This is a genomic window from Pseudomonas sp. B21-041, from assembly GCF_024748675.1.
Taxonomy (GTDB): Bacteria; Pseudomonadota; Gammaproteobacteria; order Pseudomonadales; family Pseudomonadaceae; genus Aquipseudomonas; species Aquipseudomonas neuropathica.
Window position 1 is genome coordinate 3,773,327 of the sequence record NZ_CP087175.1, and the last position, 18,762, is coordinate 3,792,088.

An 18,762-nucleotide genomic window follows, 5' to 3' on the forward strand; every position below is an offset into this window, starting at 1 on the left:
CTCAGTGCGCTCGATCAAGCCCCACCAGCAACGCGCTATCGCGACTGTAGATGTCCGGTGAGTAGCGCACGCGGCCGCTGCTGTCGACCTGGGCCGTCCAGTAGGTCATCAGGATCGGCACCGGTGCCGACAAGCGAAATTCGTGAGTGGTGCCGGTGGCCAGCAAGGTTTCGGTGCGGGCCTTTTCCGCCGGGGTGAGCAGCAGATCACGCAGTTGCATTGGGTGTTCGACCCGCACGCAACCGGAGCTGAAAGCGCGTGGTCCTTTTTCGAACAGCGCCTTGCTTGGCGTGTCGTGCAGGTACACCGAGAACGGGTTGGGGAAGCGGATGACCATTTGCCCCAACGGATTACGCGGCCCGGCGTCCTGACGCAGCATGATGTTGCCGGGGTTGTCCCAATCGATGTCCGCCGCCGCCAGCGGCTGCCCGTTGGCGTCGAGCACTTGCAGGTTCTGCCGGCTGAGGAAGGTCTGGTCCTTGCGGATTTCCGGCAGCTTGTCTTCTTTCCAGATGGTCGGCGGCACGGTCCAGGTCGGGTTCAGGGTCAGGCGTGTCACCCGCGATTTCAGCAGCGGCGTCTGGCGTTCGGCGCGGCCCACCTGAGTGCGCGTCTGCCACACCGGTACGCCGCCCTGATACAGCGTCAGTTCCGCGGCGGCGACGTTGACCAGCAAGCCATCGGGCTCCATGTCCTGAGCCATCCAGCGGAAACGTTCGAGGTTGACCCGCAACTGCTCGCGACGGGTCAGCGGACTGATGTTGAGTTCGGCAATCGTGCCCGGCCCGACTACACCGTCAGCCTGCAGCGAATGGTTGGCCTGAAAACTCTTCACGGCGTCGACCAGCACGCCGTCATAAGCATTGCCGGGCGTACCAACGACCTGAGTCAGATAACCTTCGTTGTAAAGACGCTGGGCCAGTTCCGGCACGCGTTTGTCTTCCATGGCCGGGCGCAACAGCGGCCCGCTGCCCACCGACTGCCATTGCGGCAAGGCTTTGAGCCGTTGCGCAGCGTAGAGCTGACGCAGGTCCTGATATTGCGCCAGGCGCGGTCGGGCCAGTTCGAACGCGGCGGGAATGTCGTGCATGCCCGGTACCGCGATGGCCAACAATTCCGCCTGACGGTCGCGTGGGGTGGCGTCGGCATGCCACAGCGGTTCGAAGTGTGATTGCAGCAAGCTTCCGTAATGCAGATCCTGCAGGGCCTGGAGGTAGTTGCGGCTGATGTCGATGTCGGCACACAACTCGCCATCCTGCGGCGCTGTGGTCGCGATCGGATAGCGTTTTGGATTGAGGCCATCATCGGCCAAAAACTGTAATTGCGCCTGCAACATCGGCAATCGCGCAGATTCACTCGCCCACACCGGCATCCAGTCCTGCTGCTGATAGAAGGCCTGCAATTGCGTCAGCGCCGGGCCATTGAGATGTGCGGCAATCGCCGGGCATGACTGCGCCAGACTGATCAAAACTGCCTGCAAGGGACTTTGCGGCTCGACCGGCATTTCTGCCGGTGGCGTCGGCAGTGTTTCCAGCGGCGGCAGCGGCTCATCGGCACAAGCGACAAACGGCGCAGCGAGCAAACAAATGCTCAAGTAGCATGCGTACTTTTTGAACAACTGCTTTACTCCAATCCATGGCCGTCCAGATGATGGCCAACCTTACATCAGGTGCGCTTGAGAGTCAGGCTCGATCGACGGGCTTGCGGGTATTGACTGGGAGTCAGGAGCCAAAGTGCCAAATAAGTAGCAAGTGAGGACACTTTATAAAATGTTGACGTTTTTGCGCCGACTTCTGTTGACTGCCACCGCTCTCGTCGTGACCAGTCCAGTTTTTGCCGCCGGCAAACCATCGCCGGTTCTCTACACCAGCCTCGCGCACGCCGCGCCAGAACTCAATCCCCAAGCGCTGAAAGGTGCGTTGAACGCCATGCAGTGCGCGGTCAACAACGGTGCGAAACCGTCCCGCCATCTGGCGATCATCGACTATTCGCAGCCATCCACCGAACGCCGTCTGTGGATCTTCGACCTCAACAAAAAGAAACTGGTGCTGCGCGATCTGGTTGCCCACGGCTCCAACTCCGGGGAAAACTTCGCTACGCAGTTTTCCAATGTCGAAGGCAGTTACCAGTCGAGCCTTGGCCTGTTCCGCACGCAGGAAAGCTACAGCGGCACCCACGGTTATTCGCTGCGCATGGACGGTCTGGAGCCGGGTTTCAATGACATGGCCCGCGATCGCGCGATCGTCATTCACGCCGCCAGTTATGTGAATCCGTTGTGGAGCAAGAAACAGGGGCGCATCGGCCGCAGCCAGGGCTGCCCAGCGGTTCGGCCACAGATCGCCAAGCAGGTGATCGACCGGTTGAAGAATGGCCAGTTCATGTTTTCGTGGTACCCGGATCAGCGCTGGCTGAAGTCGTCGCCGTACCTGAACTGCCAGCCGCAGCAGGTGGCGAGCATCCTCAACACCCACGCGAGCTGACGGCACAACCTGTAACCCTGTGGGAGCTGGCTTGCCAGCGATAGCGGTGGATCAGTCAATGAAATTTTGACTGTGCAGGCCTCATCGCTGGCAAGCCAGCTCCCACAAGGATTTGAGTTGAGTCTGGAAAATCTTCGTACACCGTTTCATTACAACTTTGTCATTCAGCTGTCGGTTTGCCGTGCGGATCGCTCGGTAGCCTGAAGTTGTCCCGGCGCCAATGCCGATCAACTCCGACCACTGAGTGACTGACCATGAAAACCCTTCTGCTCGCCTTCACCGCCCTCCTCGCCACCGGCAGCGCGTTCGCCGCGAACATGCCCGACACCGCCGTGATTCATGACAAATCCGGTTTCTACGTCAATCTGGATGTCGACAAAGTCCTGTCCAGCACCGATATTTCACAAGCGTGTGGCGTGGTCCCGGCGCAATTGAATTACCTCGACCATCAGGGCCGCGAACATGTGCTGGACTATCAGGTACAAGGCAGCGGTTGCATCAATGACCATTGAGACTGATCGATGAATATTCTGGTTGTCGAAGACGAACCCAAGGCCGGCAATTACCTGCTCAACGGTTTGCAGGAACTGGGTTACAGCGTCAGCCTCGCCCGTGACGGCGCCGACGGCCTGCACCTGGCGCTGGAACACAGTTTCGATGTGATCGTGCTCGATGTGATGATGCCGAAAATGGATGGCTGGGAAGTCCTGCGCCGGCTGCGCAAGGAAGCTGATACGCCGGTGCTGTTCCTCACCGCCCGCGACGATATCGCTGACCGCGTCAAAGGCCTCGAACTAGGTGCTGATGATTACCTGATCAAGCCGTTTTCCTTCGCCGAACTGGTGGCGCGCCTGCGCACCCTGACGCGGCGCGGGCCGATCCATGAAGACGAACAATTGCAAGTCGCCGACCTGCAGATCGACGTGCTCAAACGCCGCGTAAGCCGCGCCGGGGTGCGCATCACCCTGACCAACAAAGAGTTCGCGTTGCTGCAGTTGTTCGCCACTCATACCGGCCAGGTTCTCGCCCGTTCGCTGATTGCTTCACGGGTGTGGGACATGAATTTCGACAGCGACACCAACGTCGTCGATGTCGCCGTGCGCCGCTTGCGGGCGAAGATCGATGACCCGTTCCAGCTCAAGCTGATCCATAGCGTGCGTGGCATCGGCTATCGCTTCGATACGCAACCATGAGCGCCCATCGCCCGTATTCCCTGACACTGCGCCTGGCGCTGGTGTTTGCCCTGCTCGCGTTCGCCTCGCTGGCCGGCCTCGGCGCCGCGCTGTACGGCGAACTCGAAGCGCAACTGATTCGCCGCGACGACATCTCACTGGTCAGCCGCGTCGATCAGTTGCGCACCTTTCTCAATGACAGCAACACCCTCGAATTGATCAAGAACAAACCGGCGTTGTTCCAGAACATGCTTGGTAATCGCGAAGCGTTGCTGACCATTGGCTCGCCGGGGCAACCGCCGCTGCTGGTGGTCAATCCGGGCAATCTGAGCACGCCTACGTTGCCGCCGGTGCCCAGCGACCAGCCGATGACGCTCAAGGACGTGCAGCACTTGCCGAGCGTCGACGGCGTGCCGTTTTCGGCGGTGGCGGCGAGTATCGATTCCGGTGAACTGGGCAACTTGCAAGTCACCACCGGGCGTTTGATGAGCGAGCGCACGGCGATGCTCGCCAACTACCGATTGAGTGTTTATGGCCTTGCCTCACTGGCGGCACTGTTGCTGGCGGTGGTGGGCTGTTTGCTGGTGTATCGCGGTTTGCTGCCGTTGCGACGACTGGCGAAACACGCGCATGGCATTGGTGTCGGCAACCTTGGCGAACGCCTTGCCAGCAGCGGTGCACCACGAGAATTGCAGCCGATGATCGAAGCCTTCAATGCCATGCTCGACCGCCTCGCCAAGGGCTTTACGCAGTTGAGTCAGGTGTCCACCGACATGGCCCATGAGTTGCGCACGCCGATCAACAACCTACTCGGCGAAACCCAGGTTGCGCTGCAGCAGAACCGCAGCATGGAGGCCTATCAACAGTTGCTCGCCTCCAACGTCGAAGAGCTGGAGCGCCTGACGCGGATGCTCGACAACATGCTGTTCCTCGCCCGCACCGATCCGGCCAGTGCGCTGAGCCAGCGCCAGGAGCTGGACGCGGCGGATGAGATGCAGCGCATTGCCGATTATTTTGAAGGATTGGCGGCTGATGTCGGGGTGTACATTGAGGCTCGTGGTAGCGGTGTGATCTGGGCCGAACCGATGCTGCTACGCCGTGCGCTGGCCAACCTGTGCGCCAATGCGATCAAGTACGGTGCGGCGGATTCGACGGTGCAGGTGGAAGCGATTGCCGAGTTGGATGGCAGTTATCTGCGGGTACGCAATCAGGGCACAACCATTGCCCCTGAACATTTGGCGCGGCTGTTCGAGCGTTTTTACCGCGTCGATCAGTCACGCGAGCGCTCAGCGCAATCCAATGGTTTGGGCTTGTCAATCGTCGCGACCATCATGCAGTTGCATCAGGGCCGCTATAGCGTCAGCAGTGCCGATGGCATCACCTGCTTCGAACTGTTCTTCCCCGCCCGGCAAGACAGCACAAATCCCCTGTAGGAGTGAGCCTGCTCGCGATAGCGGTGGTTCAGCCAACATCCTCATTAACTGACACACCGCTATCGCGAGCAGGCTCACTCCTACAGTTGAACTGCGCTCGGCTTATGATCAAAGCCATAGCCATCAATGCCACCGCGACGCCAAAAGTGATGTGCAAGCCGCTGGCAATGGCGGTTGCAGGGGCCTGAGTCGGATCGCCCGCCGCCAGCGCAAACACTGCACCCATCACAGCCGCCCCGGTGATCAACCCCAGATTACGTGCCAATCCAAGCATCGCCGAAACCACACCGCGTTGCTCCTGACGAACTCCGGCCATCAACCCGGTGTTGTTCGCCGCCTGAAACAGCGCATAGCCGACGGCGACCACTGCAATCGACAGCAAATAGGCGGGCAACCCCAGACTCATCGGCAACAGCGCCAACAAGCCACAACCGCAGGCCATGGCGAGTAACGCGCCCGGCACGATGCGCCGCGCGCCGAAGCGGTCCACCAGACGCCCGGCCGGCACACCGCCAAACGCAGACAACAACGGCCCGAGCGATAACGCTAAGCCGACCACTGCACTGCTGAGGCCCAATCCGCGACTCAGGTAAAACGGTCCCACCACCAGCGTGGTCATCATCACGGTCGTCACCAGCAAGGTCAGCGCCAGGCTGCTGCTCAATCGCCGGTCAGCGAACAGTGACAAGCGTATCAGCGGCGCCTTGGCCTTCTTCTCGATCATGAAGAACAAGCCCGCGCCGCCCAAGCTGGCCAGCAGCAACGGCAACATGAAACCTTCCTGCGTCATTGCCAGCGCATAGGCCGCCAGCGTGAAGACCAGCACCGCGCTGCCAGAATAATCGAACGTCACTCGCGGCCCTGCTGCGCGATCCACCGGCAGAAAGCGATACACCAGCCAGACATTGAGCAAGCCCAGCGGCACGTTGAGCAGGAAAATCGCCTGCCAGCCGACATGCGTCATCAACAACCCACCCAGCGACGGCCCAAGACTGGTGCCCGTCGCCGACATCGTCGCCAGCAAGCCCATCGCACTGCCTGCCCGCGTCTGCGGCACCGCATCGGCCACCAACGCCACTGTCAAAGCGAACATGATCGCCGCGCCGACGCCTTGCACCGCCCGTGCGCCGATCAGCCAACCCAGTCCGGGAGCCAGCGCACAGGCCAACGAAGCGCTGGTGAAAATGCCGATCCCGATCAACAGCAGTCGACGTCGACCAAAACCATCGCCCAGACGCCCGACGCTGACGATCAACGTGGTGATCGCCAACAGGTAAGCGAGCACGATCCATTGCACCTGTTGAAACGTCGCCTCGAACGCCGTCGCGAGGATCGGCAAGCCGGCGTTGGCGATGCTGGTGTCCAGGGAAGGCATCAACATCGACAAGGCCAGACTGGTCAGCGCCCAGCGGGCGGGAGGGCTCAGAGGTTCTTGGGGCATAGCAGGCTCACAGTGCAAAGGTGATGCGTCAAAGCCTGAGCCTCGACAACACACGGCGCAAGACGCATGCTTTGCACTCAATACCTGCATGGAACGCCATGTTATGACCACCCCGGATCTGAACCTGCTGATCACCCTCGACGTGTTACTGCGCGAAGGCAGCGTCGCCCGCGCCGCCAAATGCCTGCGGTTGAGCCCGTCGGCCATGAGTCGCGCCCTCGCCCGTTTGCGCGAAACCACCGGGGATCCCTTGCTGGTGCGAGCAGGTCGTGGCCTGGTGCCAACGCCGCGCGCACTCGAATTGCGCGAGCGGGTCAGTCATCTGGTGCAGGAAGCCGAGGCGGTTTTACGCCCTGCCGAGGTGCTCGACCCGCGCCGCTTGCAACGCACCTTCACCCTGCGCAACACCGACGGCTTTGTTGAAACCTTCGCCGCTGCCCTGCTCGCGCGTATCGCTGCAGAAGCGCCCGATGTACGCCTGCGCTTTGTGCAAAAAGCCGACAAGGACAGCACGCCGCTGCGCGAAGGCCGCGTCGATCTGGAAACCGGCGTGGTCGATGACAGCACCGACCCGACACTGCACAGCCGCATCCTGTTTCAGGATCAATGGATCGGTGTGGTTCGAGAGGGGCATGCCTTGCGTTCGGGAAAAATCACCAGCAGGCGCTTTGCCGGCGGCGAGCACATTCTCATTTCACGACGCGGGCGCAGCAGCGGACCAGTAGACGAAGCGTTACTCGCGCTCGGTCTGACGCGGGACATCGTCACCTCGTTCGGTGGATTCTCGGCGGCGCTGACGCTGGTGCGTGAGTCAGACCTGATCGCCACGGTCCCGCAGCGTCATACCAGCAAACTGCGCACGGGCCTGCACAGTTTCGCCCTGCCCTTCGCGATGCCGGACATCAGCGTGTCGATGCTCTGGCACCCGCGCATGGACGCTGACCCGGCGCATCGCTGGTTGCGTGATTGTGTGCGGCAGGTCTGCGCTTAGCGCGCGTCGCCACCGGCAGGTTTGTAGAAGAGAAATTTTTTCGTTTCAGCGGTCTTGCGATATTCCTTGGCCCAGCTCGGATGCACATTGCGGTCGTGGAAATACAGCGCGCCGTTGGTGCGATCCTTGAGCTGGCGGTTCAGCGCTTTGCGGGCGATATCCTTGGCCAGCGTGTATTCGGCATCTTCCTTGACCTGATCCGGACGCCCGTCGCACCACCAGGAAAACTGGCAGCTCTTGGTTTCCGAACCTTGTTTGACGACAGCGCACACCGTGTCGGGGAAACCTTCGTGGCCGAGGCGATTCATCACCACACTGGCCACCGCTTCCATTTCCGGCGTGTCTTTGCCTTTGGCTTCCCAATAGATACTGCGCGCCAGGCAAGTGATCGGATCGTCCAGCGGCGCCGCGCCGGCCGGGTCGACCGCTTGCACTTCGGTCGGGGTGATGGCTTCGGCTTTCGGTGCCGGTGCGGCGCTAACCTTGTCCGCCGCTTTCTCTTCCAGCACTTGGGCTTTTTCTTCAGCCTTCGCTTTGATCGGGGCCTGATCGGTGGCCCATGCAGAGCCTGCCAACAGGGTGAATACGAGACAACCCGCCCAGCCTTTCAATCCCATGTCTGTTCTTCCGGCAGCGCCCGAGTCGGGCAGGTGTTACGTCGGGGAGACACCCGTATCCCGGGGTCTTCGGTGAGTGTAGACGGCAAACCCAGAGACAAAGTTGCGCAGAAAAACCGCTGAATGAAGAAAAAAGACATTGCACTCACCGGGGGCCTTTCGCGCATCATGGGCGCATTCAGCTCAAGGGAGATTTCCATGCGCTTCATGCCATTCGTTCTGCGTCTTGCCGCTTTGTCCGTCGGCGTTATGTTTGCCATTCCGGCGCTGGCTGGCGATGAGTCGCAATTGATCGAGTCGATCAACAGCTACCGCAGCCAGCCACAGCGTTGCGGGTCGCAGGCATCGAATGAACTGCCACCGCTGTCGGCTGATCCCCGGCTGAGATTACGCGCCAGCGGTGCTGTCGATCTGCAACAAGCCATGGCCAGCGCCAGTTACCCGATGGTCAATGTGCAGGCGATCACGCTCAACGGCCCGCGCGATGCGGCGTCGGCGATGAAGGCGATTCAGGAAAGTTTCTGTCAGGTGGTGCTTGATCCGCAGTTCGTCGATGTCGGTGTCAGCCGCGATGATCGTGACTGGCGCATCGTGTTAGCGCGGCCGCTGCTGTCGGCCAAGCTGGGGGATGCGCAAAGTGAGGGGCAGAAGTTGCTCAGTGAGCTCAATGCCGCGCGCAGCCAGGCGCGTCAGTGTGGTGGTCAGGCTTTCGCTGCCGCTGCACCGTTGGCCTGGAACGCGACGCTGGGCACGATCTCTCAGGATCACAGCCGCGACATGGCCAACAACAATTACCTCGACCACAAGGACCGCGACGGCCGTACCCCGGGCGATCGCGCGGAACTCGCCGGCTACAGTGGCCAACTGGTCGGCGAAAACATCGCCGCCGGACAAGACACCGTGCGCAAAGTCGTCGAAGGCTGGCTCGCCAGTCCCGGCCACTGCGCCAACCTGATGAACCCGCAATACCAGGAACTCGGCGCCGCCTACGCGACCGACCCGAAAAGCAGCGCCGGCATCTACTGGACCGCGATGTTTGGCGCTCAATAAGCCGCTCTCAAGTTCACCACCTTCCCCTGTGGGAGCGAGCTTGCTCGCGAAGAGGCCAGTACATTCAACATCAACATTGTCTGACCTGACGCCTTCGCGAGCAAGCTCGCTCCCACAGTGATCGGTGCAATCCCCGTCATTCTCGGCCAACACAGCTCCCTCAGTGCTAAGCGGTGTATCCATGATCTGTGATACTCAAAACTCGGGTCATCGATGGCGTCAATCGATCAGTCACTAACAGTGATTGGACGCCATGGAACGCTGCCCATAACCTACGTTGCCCCCACTCTTTCCACAGCGGTTTTCATTCCTGCGAGGCTTCCTTGTCAGAGCGTGTCTTGATCGATGGTTACAACCGCCGCGTCGACTATCTGCGCATGTCGGTGACCGACCGCTGCGATTTCCGCTGCGTCTATTGCATGGCCGAAGACATGCAGTTTCTGCCACGCCAGCAAGTGCTGACGCTGGAAGAGATCTATCAACTGGCGCAGAGCTTCGTTGTCCTCGGCACACGCAAGATTCGTCTCACTGGTGGTGAGCCGCTGATCCGTCCGGGCGTGGTCAAGCTGTGCGAGCAGATCGCCGCCCTGCCCGGCCTGCGCGAACTGTGCATGACCACCAACGGCTCGCAACTGGGCAAACTCGCGGCGCCGCTGTTCGACGCCGGGGTCAAACGCCTGAACATCAGCCTCGACAGTCTTGATCCGCAGCGCTTCAAACAGATGACCCGCACCGGCGATCTGGCGCAGGTGATCAACGGCATCGATGCTGCGCGCAAGGCCGGTTTCACCCGCACTAAACTCAATGTCGTGGTGATGCAGGGCCGTAACGATCAGGAGATCAACGATCTGGTCAGCTTCGCCATTGACCGTCAGCTCGACGTCTCTTTCATCGAAGAGATGCCGCTGGGGATCATCAGTGAACACAGTCGCGCCGAGTCGTTTTTCTCCAGCGCCCAGGTGCGGGAAAAGATTGCCGAACGCTACACCCTGATCGACTCGGCCGAGTCGACGCAAGGCCCGTCGCGCTACTGGCGGCTGGCCGAGGCGCCGGACATTCGTCTGGGTTTTATCTCACCGCACAGCCACAACTTTTGCGGCACCTGCAACCGCGTACGCCTCACCGTCGAAGGGCGCCTGCTACTGTGTCTGGGTAACGAGCATTCGGTGGATCTGAAAGCGGTGCTGCGCGCCCACCCGGGGCAACCGCAGCGGCTGGAGAAAGCCATCATCGAGGCGATGAAGCTCAAGCCGTATCGGCACAATTTCGAAGTGAACGACGACGTTCAGGTCGTGCGCTTCATGAACATGACCGGCGGCTGATCCCGCCAGTTTCATCGGTTATCGGAACCGCACAGCATGATCATCAGACCCAAGGTCAATCAGTTCGCCATTCTCTTCACCCTCAAGGGTTCGATCGCCAAGCGCATTGCTATGCGCACGTTGATGGTCACCCTGCTCGCTTCGGCTATCGTGCTGGTGGAAATCCTCCATCCGAGCAACTTCACCAAGGTCAACGCCACACCGTTTACCTTGCTCGGTTTGTCGCTGTCGATCTTCATGAATTTTCGCAACAACGCCTGTTATGACCGTTGGTATGAGGCGCGTAAAGCCTGGGGCGAAGTGATCGTGCACATTCGTTCGGTGATTCGCGAAACCCATGTGATTCGTGAGTCCGCCGAGCGTAAACCGTTGCTGCTCAATCTTTGTGGTTTTGCTCATGCGTTGAACGCGCGGTTGCGTAAAGAAAGCGAAGCGGACGCCAGTAGCCAATGGATCATTCCCAAACCTGATCCGCAGACGCCGGATTACAGCGGGCGCATTTTGCAAACGGTCGGCCAGCAGTGTTCCGATCTGCATCAGAACGGTGAACTGACTGAGTGGCGCTACATGCTGCTGGCCAATCACCTGACCAGCCTGACCCAGGCGCAAGCGGTGTGCGAAAGGATCAAGACCACGCCGCTGCCGTTTCCTTACACGCTGTTGCTACACCGGACGATTTACTTGTTCTGCATCCTGCTGCCGTTCGCCATGGCCGAACCGCTGGGCTGGCTGACACCGTTGTTCACGGCGATTGTCAGCTACACGTTCTTTGGCCTGGATGCGATTGCCGATGAACTGGAAGACCCCTTCGGCCGCGATGAAAACGACCTGCCGACCGATGCGCTGGTGCGCACCATCGAACGCGATATCCTCGCTGAGCTTGGCGCAGAAGTCCCCCCGGCGCTGAAGCCTGTGGACTATGTGCTGAGCTGATCCTTAGCTCTCCAGACACCTTAAAACCCTGTGGGAGCGAGCCTGCTCGCGAAGGGGCCGTATCAGCCAACGTCAATGTGACTGACATGCCACCATCGCTGGCAAGCCAGCTCCCACAGGTTCTGTGTACATCCTCAACATCAAGCATCACCTCAAATCATTGTGGGAGCTGGCTTGCCAGCGATGAGGCCGTATCAGCCAACATCAACGCCAACTGACCTGCCGCCATCGCTGGCAAGCCAGCTCCCACAGGTTCTGTGTACATCCTCAACATCAAGCATCACCTCAAATCATTGTGGGAGCTGGCTTGCCAGCGAAGAGGCCGTATCAGCCAACGTCAATGCCAACTGACCTGCCGCCATCGCTGGCAAGCCAGCTCCCACAGGTTCTGTGTACATCCTCAACATCAAGCATCACCACAAATCATTGTGGGAGCTGGCTTGCCAGCGATGAGGCCGTATCAGCCAACATCAACGCCAACTGACCTGCCGCCATCGCTGGCAAGCCAGCTCCCACAGGTTCTGTGTACATCCTCAACATCAAGCATCACCTCAAATCATTGTGGGAGCTGGCTTGCCAGCGAAGAGGCCGTATCAGCCAACGTCAATGCCAACTGACCTGCCGCCATCGCTGGCAAGCCAGCTCCCACAGGTTCTGTGTACATCCTCAACATCAAGCATCACCTCAAATCATTGTGGGAGCTGGCTTGCCAGCGATGAGGCCTTATCAGCCAACATCAACGCCAACTGACCTGCCGCCATCGCTGGCAAGCCAGCTCCCACAGGCTCTGTGTACATCCTCAACATCAAGCATCACCTCAAATCATTGTGGGAGCTGGCTTGCCAGCGATGAGGCCGTATCAGCCAACATCAATGCCAACTGACCTGCCGCCATCGCTGGCAAGCCAGCTCCCACAGTTTTGATTGGTGTTGAGGTCAGAAGAGTTCGTTGAAGGGGATGAAGCGCAGCGGGTCGCCGAGGTTGTGCGTGCTGTTCTCGGGGATTTCCACCAGGCCATCGGCCCAGGTCGCGCCGAGCAGGACGCCGGAGCTTTGATTCGGATAGAGCACCGCTCGCCCCGCTTCCAGCTTCACCCGCAGGTATTCACGACGGCCGCCAGCCTTGTGCCAATCGAAACCCGCGTTGACTGTGAAGCTCAGCGGCATGAGATCTTCCACGCCTTGTATGCGCAGCAGATACGGCCGTGCCAACAACCCGAACGTCACCAGCGCCGAGGTCGGGTTGCCCGGCAAACCTATCACCGGCACCGTGCCGAAATGCCCGACCGTCAGCGGTTTGCCAGGCTTGATCGCCAGTTTCCACAACAGCGGTTTGCCGTTGTCGCGTAGTACCTGTCCGAGGCAATCGGCATCACCGGCAGACACGCCACCCGTAGTCAGAATCAGATCAGCGCTCACTTGCAGTTGCTCAAGTTTGAGCCGCGTCTGCGCCGGTCGATCCGGGAGGATGCCGGCGTCGATCACTTCGCAGCCCAGCTCCCGCAACCAGTGGCCGAGCAATACGCGGTTGCTGTTGTAGATACTGCCGGGGCGCAACGGCTGACCCGGCTCGACCAGTTCATCACCGGTCGACAACAACGCCACACGCGGGCGACGCACCACGTGCAGTTGCGCCAGCCCTTGCCCGGCGGCGACCGCCAGTTCGAACGGTCCAAGGCGTTTGCCGGCGCGCAGCAGGATGTCGCCGACGCGATTTTCCTGACCTTGCGCGCGGATGTTCTGCCCCGCTTTCAGTGGCTGCAAGAAGCACACGCGGCTGTCCTCCAGCACTTCGACGTTCTCCTGCATCTCGACGCAGGTAGCGCCGGGCGGCAGCGGTGCGCCGGTAAAAATCCGTGCGCAGGTGCCGGGCAGCAACGTGTCCGGCGCCTGCCCGGCGTAAACCTTTTGCGAGACCTTCAGCGGCTGTCGGTGCAGATCGGTGAGATTGAGCGCGTAACCGTCCATGGCGCTGTTCGGCCAAGGCGGCAAGTCGAGTGTCGCCACCAGATCACTGGCCAGCACCCGCCCACGCGCATCGTCGAGCGCCAGCAGTTCGCTGTCGGCCAGACGTTGCTCATTGGCCATGCCGAGCAATTGGTCGAGAGCGTCCTCGACCGGCATCAGCGGTGCCTTGCTCATCCGCGTGGCCCACAGGCTTGCACGGCTTTCAGGTGCGGGACGAAGTTGCACGGGCGATGACGGTTATCCAGTTGTTCGGCAAGAATGCCTTCCCACGCGGTGCGACAGGCGCCGGTCGAACCGGGCAGGCAGCACACCAACGTGCCGTTCGACAGCCCGGCCAGCGCGCGGCTTTGCACGGTGGACGTACCGATATCCAGAATCGAAATCGCCCGGAACAGTTCGCCGAAGCCGTCAATGTGTTTATCGAACAGACAGGCCACCGCTTCCGGCGTGCTGTCGCGACCGGTAAATCCGGTGCCACCAGTGATCAGCACGACCTGAATACCTTCGTCGGCGATCCACTGGGCGACCTGCGCGCGGATCTTGTACAGATCATCCTTGAGCAAGTTGCGCTCGCTCAAGGTGTGCCCGGCTTCCAGCAAACGACTGACGAGCAACTGGCCGGAGGTATCGCTGGCGTAATCGCGAGTATCGCTGACCGTCAGTACGGCAATATTCAGGGGGACAAACAGGGCATCGGCTTTTGCGCTCATGGCAGTTCTCCGGCAGCATTTAATCAACATTGCCGAGCAGCCTAAGTGCCACTTATGAGCAGTGTCTAATCACTCCGGCCAACCACATTATCGACCGCCTCTATCGGTGCCTTTCACGTTGTTGCATGCCAGTAAAACCGGGCCTTATAGAGCTGATCGATAGTCCTTCAAGCACTTCTGATTGGACGAACAACTGTTCAGATGAGATCGTCGCAACCTGCGCTTTTCGTGCGCCCCGCGCATCTGCGTCACTACTCAATCAAAAAATCCCCATCAAGCAGGTGCCATCGTGGACATCAAACAACTCAAGTTCCTGATCGCGCTGGACGAAACCCGACACTTCGGCCAGGCCGCCGCCCGCTGCCACATCACCCAACCGACGTTGTCGATGCGCCTGCGCAATCTGGAAGACGAGCTGGATCTGGTGCTGGTCAACCGTGGCCAGCGTTTTGAAGGTTTCACCCAGGCCGGCGAGCGCGTATTGGCGTGGGCACGCACCTTGCTCGCGGCCCATGACGGTTTGTTCGCCGAAGCGGCGGCGTGTCGCGGGCAACTGGTGGGTAGCTTGCGTCTGGGCCTGGTGCCGCTGAGCAGCTTCAACCCGGTCAATTACATTCAGGGTTTGTCGGGGACGTATCCGGAGTTGAAGTTCAGTCTATCGTCGCTCAGTTCTGACGAGATCATCGCACGGCTGGGCAACAATCAGCTCGATCTGGGCGTGTGCTATCTGGATCACGTCAACCCGAACTATTTCGAGTTTTTCGAGATCGGCGAAACCCGTGTCGGTCTGCTCTACGACAACCGCCACTTCCAGTTCGAAGGCTCGCAAATGAGCTGGGAAGACGCCGCCGAACTGCCGCTGGGGATGATCACCGCCGGCATGCATTACCGTAAATCCATCGACTTGAGCTTCCGCAGCCGTGGACTCAGTCCGCAGCCGATCATGGAAAGCGACTCAACCTATCAGCTATTGCAGGCGATTCACCAAGGCTTCTGCTGCGCGATCATGCCGCTGGACAGTGGCCTGGAAGAGCCGATCGAGCACCTGTCGTTCATGCAGTTGCCGGATGCCAGCGTGCTCGCGCCGCTGGGCCTGGTGATGCGCAAGACCGAACCGCGCTCGGCGATTGCCGAGAAGTGTTTTGCCGAGGCGCGGAAGTTGTTTGGGTGTGGCGTTGCACTGGAGTATGGCGCATGCCTGAAAAGCAAAAGCCCCTCACCCTAGCCCTCTCCCCGAGGGAGAGGGGACTGATTGGGGGATATTGCAGAAGTACGCCGACCTGAAGGAATTGTGGTGAATCCATAATCGATGGGATCTGTCAGATCGATGGACGATGCCAGACGCCTGCGCCAGCCCCTGCGGCTGGTAACCAAATCCATAATCGACTCGATTTTCCAGGTCGATGGATAACACCAGACACCTCGGTCGGCTCCCTCTCCCTTCGGGAGAGGGCTGGGGTGAGGGTTGAAAGTCTGATTAGATAGCCGCTCCGCCAGGATTCAACCCGGAGTCTCGCTTGAGCACAGCGCCGAACAACCTGCCCCGCCCCGATCCCGTCACCCTGCGCCAGGCCTGGCGCTTCTGGCTGAAACTCGGCTGCATCGGTTTCGGCGGCCCGGCCGGGCAGATCGCGATCATGCATCAGGAGTTGGTCGAGCGCCGACGCTGGATCTCTGAAAAGCGTTTTCTGCACGCGCTCAACTACTGCATGTTGCTGCCTGGCCCCGAGGCTCAGCAATTGGCGACGTACATCGGCTGGCTGCTGCATCGCACCTGGGGCGGTGTCATCGCCGGTGCGTTGTTTGTGCTGCCGTCGTTGTTCATTCTGATTGGCTTGTCGTGGCTGTACGTCGCGTTCGGTGACGTGCCGGCGGTGGCCGGAGTGTTTTACGGGATCAAACCGGCAATCACCGCGATTGTGTTGCACGCTGCGCATCGCATCGGCTCGCGCGCCCTGAAGAATGCCTGGCTATGGGCGATTGCCGGGGCGTCGTTTGTGGCGATTTTCGCCTTCAATGTGCCCTTCCCTTTGATCGTCCTCGGGGCCGCGCTGATCGGCTATCTGGGCGGACGATTCGCGCCGCAACGATTCAGCAACGGCGGCGCGCGCAACAGCGAGAAATCCTTCGGCCCGGCGTTGATCGACGACGATACACCGGCCCCCGAACATGTCCGTTTCAGCCTTGCGAGGTTGCTGCGGCTGCTGTCGGTCGGCGCCGCGCTGTGGTGTTTGCCCATGGCGATACTGACTGCACTATTTGGCTGGGACGGCACGTTCACACAAATGGCCTGGTTCTTCACCAAAGCCGCCCTGCTCACGTTTGGCGGCGCCTACGCGGTGCTGCCTTACGTCTATCAGGGCGCCGTCGGGCATTACGGCTGGTTGACGGCAACGCAGATGATCGACGGCCTCGCCCTCGGCGAAACCACCCCGGGCCCGCTGATCATGGTGGTGGCGTTTGTCGGTTTCGTCGGTGCCTACGTGCAACCGGCGTTCGGCCCCGAACATGCCTTTGCCGCCGGGGCGCTGGCGGCAACGTTGGTGACCTGGTTCACCTTCCTGCCCTCGTTTCTGTTCATCCTCGCCGGCGGGCCGTTGGTGGAATCGACGCACAACGAACTGAAGTTCACCGCACCGTTGACGGCGATCACCGCTGCCGTGGTCGGGGTGATTCTGAACCTGGCGTGTTTTTTCGCCTACCACGTGTTCTGGCCGAATGGTTTTGCTGGGGCGCTGGATGTGTTTTCGCTGATGCTGGCGGTGGCGGCAGCATTGGCTTTGTTCGTTTTCAAACGCGGCGTGATCAGTGTGTTGATCGTTTGCGCCCTCGCCGGGCTGGGCTTTCACCTGATGCGCTGAACTTTGGCCCGCGAATCTCCCGTTTACACGCCCGCGAATTCCCCCTTACTATCCGGGCACACCGGTCGGCGGCTCAGCCCGCCACCGACGTTTTCCGCCAACGGAAACACGCGTTATGAGTACGTCACTACAACAACCAGAATCGTTGAACGTCTCTACCCTGCGCGCCCTCTCTCACAGGGGCGGCGTATGAATCGTATCGTCAATCTCCCCATGGCCCTGCGCCGTTCCAAGCTGCGTCACTCCGCACGCCCGCCGGATATCGCCCGGTCTGTCTGATCGCGTCCGTTAAAGAACCGCGACAGTCCCCTACTTCTTGATATCCCTGCCAGGACACCTACGCCTTTTTGTCGCGTCGTGCCCGGCCCGAATCTGCGCGCCTGTGCGGCGCCATCGTGAGTGATCGTTATGAAATTCGCAGCTATTGAAGACGCACGCCTGTTCCTTGAACAGAACCCCGATATCGACATGATCGAGCTGTTTATCCTCGACGCCAACGGCGTGCCGCGCGGCAAGCTGTTGCACCGCGAAGAACTGCTTGCCGTGTACCAAAGCGGTCGGCCGCTACCCAGCACCATCCTCGGCCTGACCGTACAGGGTGAAGACGTCGAAAACTCCGGTCTGGTCTGGGATGTCGGCGACATCGACTGCCGTGCCTATCCGCTGGAAGGCAGTCTGGTACGCCTGCCATGGCGCAAGATTCCGACCGCCGCCGTGCAGGTCAGCATGCATCCGACCGAGGGCATGCCCGCGAGCATCGCCGACCCGCGACACTTGCTGATCAAGGTTATCGACGGGCTCAAGGCCGAGGGTTATCACCCGGTGATGGCCTGCGAACTGGAGTTCTACTTGCTCGATGCCAAACGCGATCACAACGGCCGCCCGCAACCGGCACTGGACGCGGACGGCGGTCGACCGCGACACACCCAAGTCTACGGTTTGCGTGAACTGGAGCAGATCGAACCGTTCCTCGCCGACCTCTACAGCGCCTGCAAACTGCACGGCATTCCGGCGCGCACGGCGATCTCCGAATACGCGCCGGGTCAGGTGGAAATCACCCTTGAACATGGCGATGCGCTGGAGGCGATGGACCAAGCCGTGCGCTACAAACGTCTGGTCAAAGCCATCGCCCATAAGCACGGCATGCAGGCAACGTTCATGGCCAAGCCGTTCGATGATCTGGCCGGCACCGGCATGCACATGCATGTGAGTCTGGCCGATGGCGAGGGACGTAACCTCTTTGCCTCGGAAGACCCGGCCGGCACCCCGCTCCTGCGTACGGCGATTGGCGGCATGCTCGCCTCGCTACTCGATTCGTTGCTGCTGTTCTGCCCGAACGCCAACTCGTACCGGCGCTTCCAGGCCAATAGCTATGCACCGTTGGCGCCAACCTGGGGCGTCGACAACCGCACCGTCAGCCTGCGTGTTCCCGGCGGCCCGGCCAATACCCGGCACATCGAACACCGCATCTGCGGCGCCGATGCCAACCCGTATCTGGCGGCAGCGGCGATCCTTGCCGGGATTCATCGCGGCATTCGTGAAGACCTTGATCCGGGTGCACCGGTTGAAGGCAATGGCTATGCGCAGGCGAAGGAATTGCTGCCGACGGATTGGCTGACATCGCTGCAGGCGCTGGAGAATTCGGTGTGGGCACGGGATGCCTTGGGGCAGGAATTTCTCGGGGTGTATCTGGCGGTGAAACGTGCCGAATACCGGCAGTTCATGGCCGAGGTGGGTGAGCAGGATTGGCGCTGGTATCTCACCGAGGCCTGAAGACTCACCCCT

Annotated in this window: 16 protein-coding genes; 11 read left to right on the plus strand and 5 right to left on the minus strand. The window is 60.6% G+C overall.

Translation table 11 applies throughout. The features are described 5' to 3' along the window. Window position 1 precedes the first annotated feature (1 nt). Window positions 2-1,618 carry a murein L,D-transpeptidase gene (locus tag LOY43_RS16525; RefSeq protein ID WP_258708399.1) on the minus strand — a complete coding sequence of 539 codons (1,617 nt, stop codon included), beginning with the start codon at window positions 1,616-1,618 and terminating at the stop codon, window positions 2-4. 151 nt (window positions 1,619-1,769) lie between these two features. Between LOY43_RS16525 and LOY43_RS16530 the strand changes: the two genes are divergently transcribed. The 4 genes from LOY43_RS16530 to LOY43_RS16545 all read left to right on the plus strand — a co-directional run bounded on the left by LOY43_RS16530 (window position 1,770) and on the right by LOY43_RS16545 (window position 5,085). Beyond that, a complete protein-coding gene (locus LOY43_RS16530) occupies window positions 1,770-2,480 on the plus strand; it encodes a murein L,D-transpeptidase catalytic domain family protein (RefSeq protein WP_095047934.1) in 711 nt (236 codons plus the stop codon). A gap of 254 nt (window positions 2,481-2,734) precedes the next feature. Then, window positions 2,735-2,992, plus strand: coding sequence for a DUF2790 domain-containing protein (locus tag LOY43_RS16535; protein ID WP_064389346.1), 258 nt, complete (start codon window positions 2,735-2,737; stop codon window positions 2,990-2,992). A 9-nt stretch (window positions 2,993-3,001) separates the two neighbouring features. Continuing rightward, a complete protein-coding gene (locus tag LOY43_RS16540; RefSeq protein ID WP_007918415.1) occupies window positions 3,002-3,673 on the plus strand; it encodes a heavy metal response regulator transcription factor in 672 nt (223 codons plus the stop codon). Then, window positions 3,670-5,085 carry a heavy metal sensor histidine kinase gene (locus LOY43_RS16545; RefSeq protein WP_095047935.1) on the plus strand — a complete coding sequence of 472 codons (1,416 nt, stop codon included), beginning with the start codon at window positions 3,670-3,672 and terminating at the stop codon, window positions 5,083-5,085. Before LOY43_RS16540 ends, LOY43_RS16545 begins: the two co-directional genes overlap by 4 nt. A gap of 28 nt (window positions 5,086-5,113) precedes the next feature. Here LOY43_RS16545 and LOY43_RS16550 read toward each other — a convergent pair whose 3' ends face one another. After that, window positions 5,114-6,526, minus strand: coding sequence for an MFS transporter (locus LOY43_RS16550; RefSeq protein ID WP_258708400.1), 1,413 nt, complete (start codon window positions 6,524-6,526; stop codon window positions 5,114-5,116). Window positions 6,527-6,629: 103 nt separating this feature from the next. On the opposite strand from LOY43_RS16550, the gene LOY43_RS16555 reads away from it, so the two are divergent. Beyond that, window positions 6,630-7,517 carry a LysR family transcriptional regulator gene (locus LOY43_RS16555; RefSeq protein WP_095124588.1) on the plus strand — a complete coding sequence of 296 codons (888 nt, stop codon included), beginning with the start codon at window positions 6,630-6,632 and terminating at the stop codon, window positions 7,515-7,517. Here LOY43_RS16555 and LOY43_RS16560 read toward each other — a convergent pair. After that, window positions 7,514-8,134, minus strand: coding sequence for a cell wall hydrolase (locus LOY43_RS16560; RefSeq protein WP_034155563.1), 621 nt, complete (start codon window positions 8,132-8,134; stop codon window positions 7,514-7,516). The two genes, LOY43_RS16555 and LOY43_RS16560, sit on opposite strands and share 4 nt — an antisense overlap. Window positions 8,135-8,332: 198 nt before the next feature. Between LOY43_RS16560 and LOY43_RS16565 the strand changes: the two genes are divergently transcribed. The 3 genes from LOY43_RS16565 to LOY43_RS16575 all read left to right on the plus strand — a co-directional run bounded on the left by LOY43_RS16565 (window position 8,333) and on the right by LOY43_RS16575 (window position 11,439). Further along, on the plus strand, window positions 8,333-9,184 hold the full coding sequence (locus tag LOY43_RS16565; protein WP_258708401.1) for a CAP domain-containing protein: 852 nt from the start codon (window positions 8,333-8,335) through the stop codon (window positions 9,182-9,184). Between the two features lie 323 nt (window positions 9,185-9,507). Then, window positions 9,508-10,506 carry a GTP 3',8-cyclase MoaA gene (gene moaA, locus LOY43_RS16570; RefSeq protein WP_258708402.1) on the plus strand — a complete coding sequence of 333 codons (999 nt, stop codon included), beginning with the start codon at window positions 9,508-9,510 and terminating at the stop codon, window positions 10,504-10,506. Between the two features lie 36 nt (window positions 10,507-10,542). Continuing rightward, entirely contained in the window at window positions 10,543-11,439 is an 897-nt protein-coding gene (locus tag LOY43_RS16575; RefSeq protein ID WP_258708403.1) for a bestrophin family protein, read from the plus strand. A gap of 935 nt (window positions 11,440-12,374) precedes the next feature. Here LOY43_RS16575 and glp read toward each other — a convergent pair. Next, window positions 12,375-13,580, minus strand: a complete 1,206-nt coding sequence (glp, locus tag LOY43_RS16580; RefSeq protein WP_095047942.1) for a gephyrin-like molybdotransferase Glp — start codon at window positions 13,578-13,580, stop codon at window positions 12,375-12,377. Beyond that, window positions 13,577-14,116, minus strand: a complete 540-nt coding sequence (moaB, locus tag LOY43_RS16585) for a molybdenum cofactor biosynthesis protein B (RefSeq protein WP_095047943.1) — start codon at window positions 14,114-14,116, stop codon at window positions 13,577-13,579. Before moaB ends, glp begins: the two co-directional genes overlap by 4 nt. Before the next feature lie 289 nt (window positions 14,117-14,405). Between moaB and LOY43_RS16590 the strand changes: the two genes are divergently transcribed. From LOY43_RS16590 to LOY43_RS16600, 3 genes are all read left to right on the plus strand, one after another. Further along, on the plus strand, window positions 14,406-15,341 hold the full coding sequence (locus LOY43_RS16590; RefSeq protein ID WP_095047944.1) for a LysR family transcriptional regulator: 936 nt from the start codon (window positions 14,406-14,408) through the stop codon (window positions 15,339-15,341). 292 nt (window positions 15,342-15,633) lie between these two features. Further along, window positions 15,634-16,977, plus strand: coding sequence for a chromate efflux transporter (chrA, locus tag LOY43_RS16595; RefSeq protein ID WP_258708404.1), 1,344 nt, complete (start codon window positions 15,634-15,636; stop codon window positions 16,975-16,977). Between the two features lie 408 nt (window positions 16,978-17,385). After that, on the plus strand, window positions 17,386-18,750 hold the full coding sequence (locus LOY43_RS16600; RefSeq protein WP_095047946.1) for a glutamine synthetase family protein: 1,365 nt from the start codon (window positions 17,386-17,388) through the stop codon (window positions 18,748-18,750). Window positions 18,751-18,762 lie beyond the last annotated feature (12 nt).

Bases quoted from the DNA above. Each gene is read 5' to 3' on its own strand.
- LOY43_RS16575 (WP_258708403.1), top strand. From the start codon at position 10,543: ATGATCATCAGACCCAAGGTCAATCAGTTCGCCATTCTCTTCACCCTC.
- LOY43_RS16530 (WP_095047934.1), top strand. From the start codon at position 1,770: ATGTTGACGTTTTTGCGCCGACTTCTGTTGACTGCCACCGCTCTCGTC.
- LOY43_RS16545 (WP_095047935.1), top strand. From the start codon at position 3,670: ATGAGCGCCCATCGCCCGTATTCCCTGACACTGCGCCTGGCGCTGGTG.
- LOY43_RS16550 (WP_258708400.1), bottom strand. From the start codon at position 6,526: ATGCCCCAAGAACCTCTGAGCCCTCCCGCCCGCTGGGCGCTGACCAGT.
- LOY43_RS16565 (WP_258708401.1), top strand. From the start codon at position 8,333: ATGCGCTTCATGCCATTCGTTCTGCGTCTTGCCGCTTTGTCCGTCGGC.
- LOY43_RS16555 (WP_095124588.1), top strand. From the start codon at position 6,630: ATGACCACCCCGGATCTGAACCTGCTGATCACCCTCGACGTGTTACTG.
- LOY43_RS16540 (WP_007918415.1), top strand. From the start codon at position 3,002: ATGAATATTCTGGTTGTCGAAGACGAACCCAAGGCCGGCAATTACCTG.
- LOY43_RS16535 (WP_064389346.1), top strand. From the start codon at position 2,735: ATGAAAACCCTTCTGCTCGCCTTCACCGCCCTCCTCGCCACCGGCAGC.
- glp (WP_095047942.1), bottom strand. From the start codon at position 13,580: ATGAGCAAGGCACCGCTGATGCCGGTCGAGGACGCTCTCGACCAATTG.
- LOY43_RS16600 (WP_095047946.1), top strand. From the start codon at position 17,386: ATGAAATTCGCAGCTATTGAAGACGCACGCCTGTTCCTTGAACAGAAC.
- LOY43_RS16560 (WP_034155563.1), bottom strand. From the start codon at position 8,134: ATGGGATTGAAAGGCTGGGCGGGTTGTCTCGTATTCACCCTGTTGGCA.
- moaB (WP_095047943.1), bottom strand. From the start codon at position 14,116: ATGAGCGCAAAAGCCGATGCCCTGTTTGTCCCCCTGAATATTGCCGTA.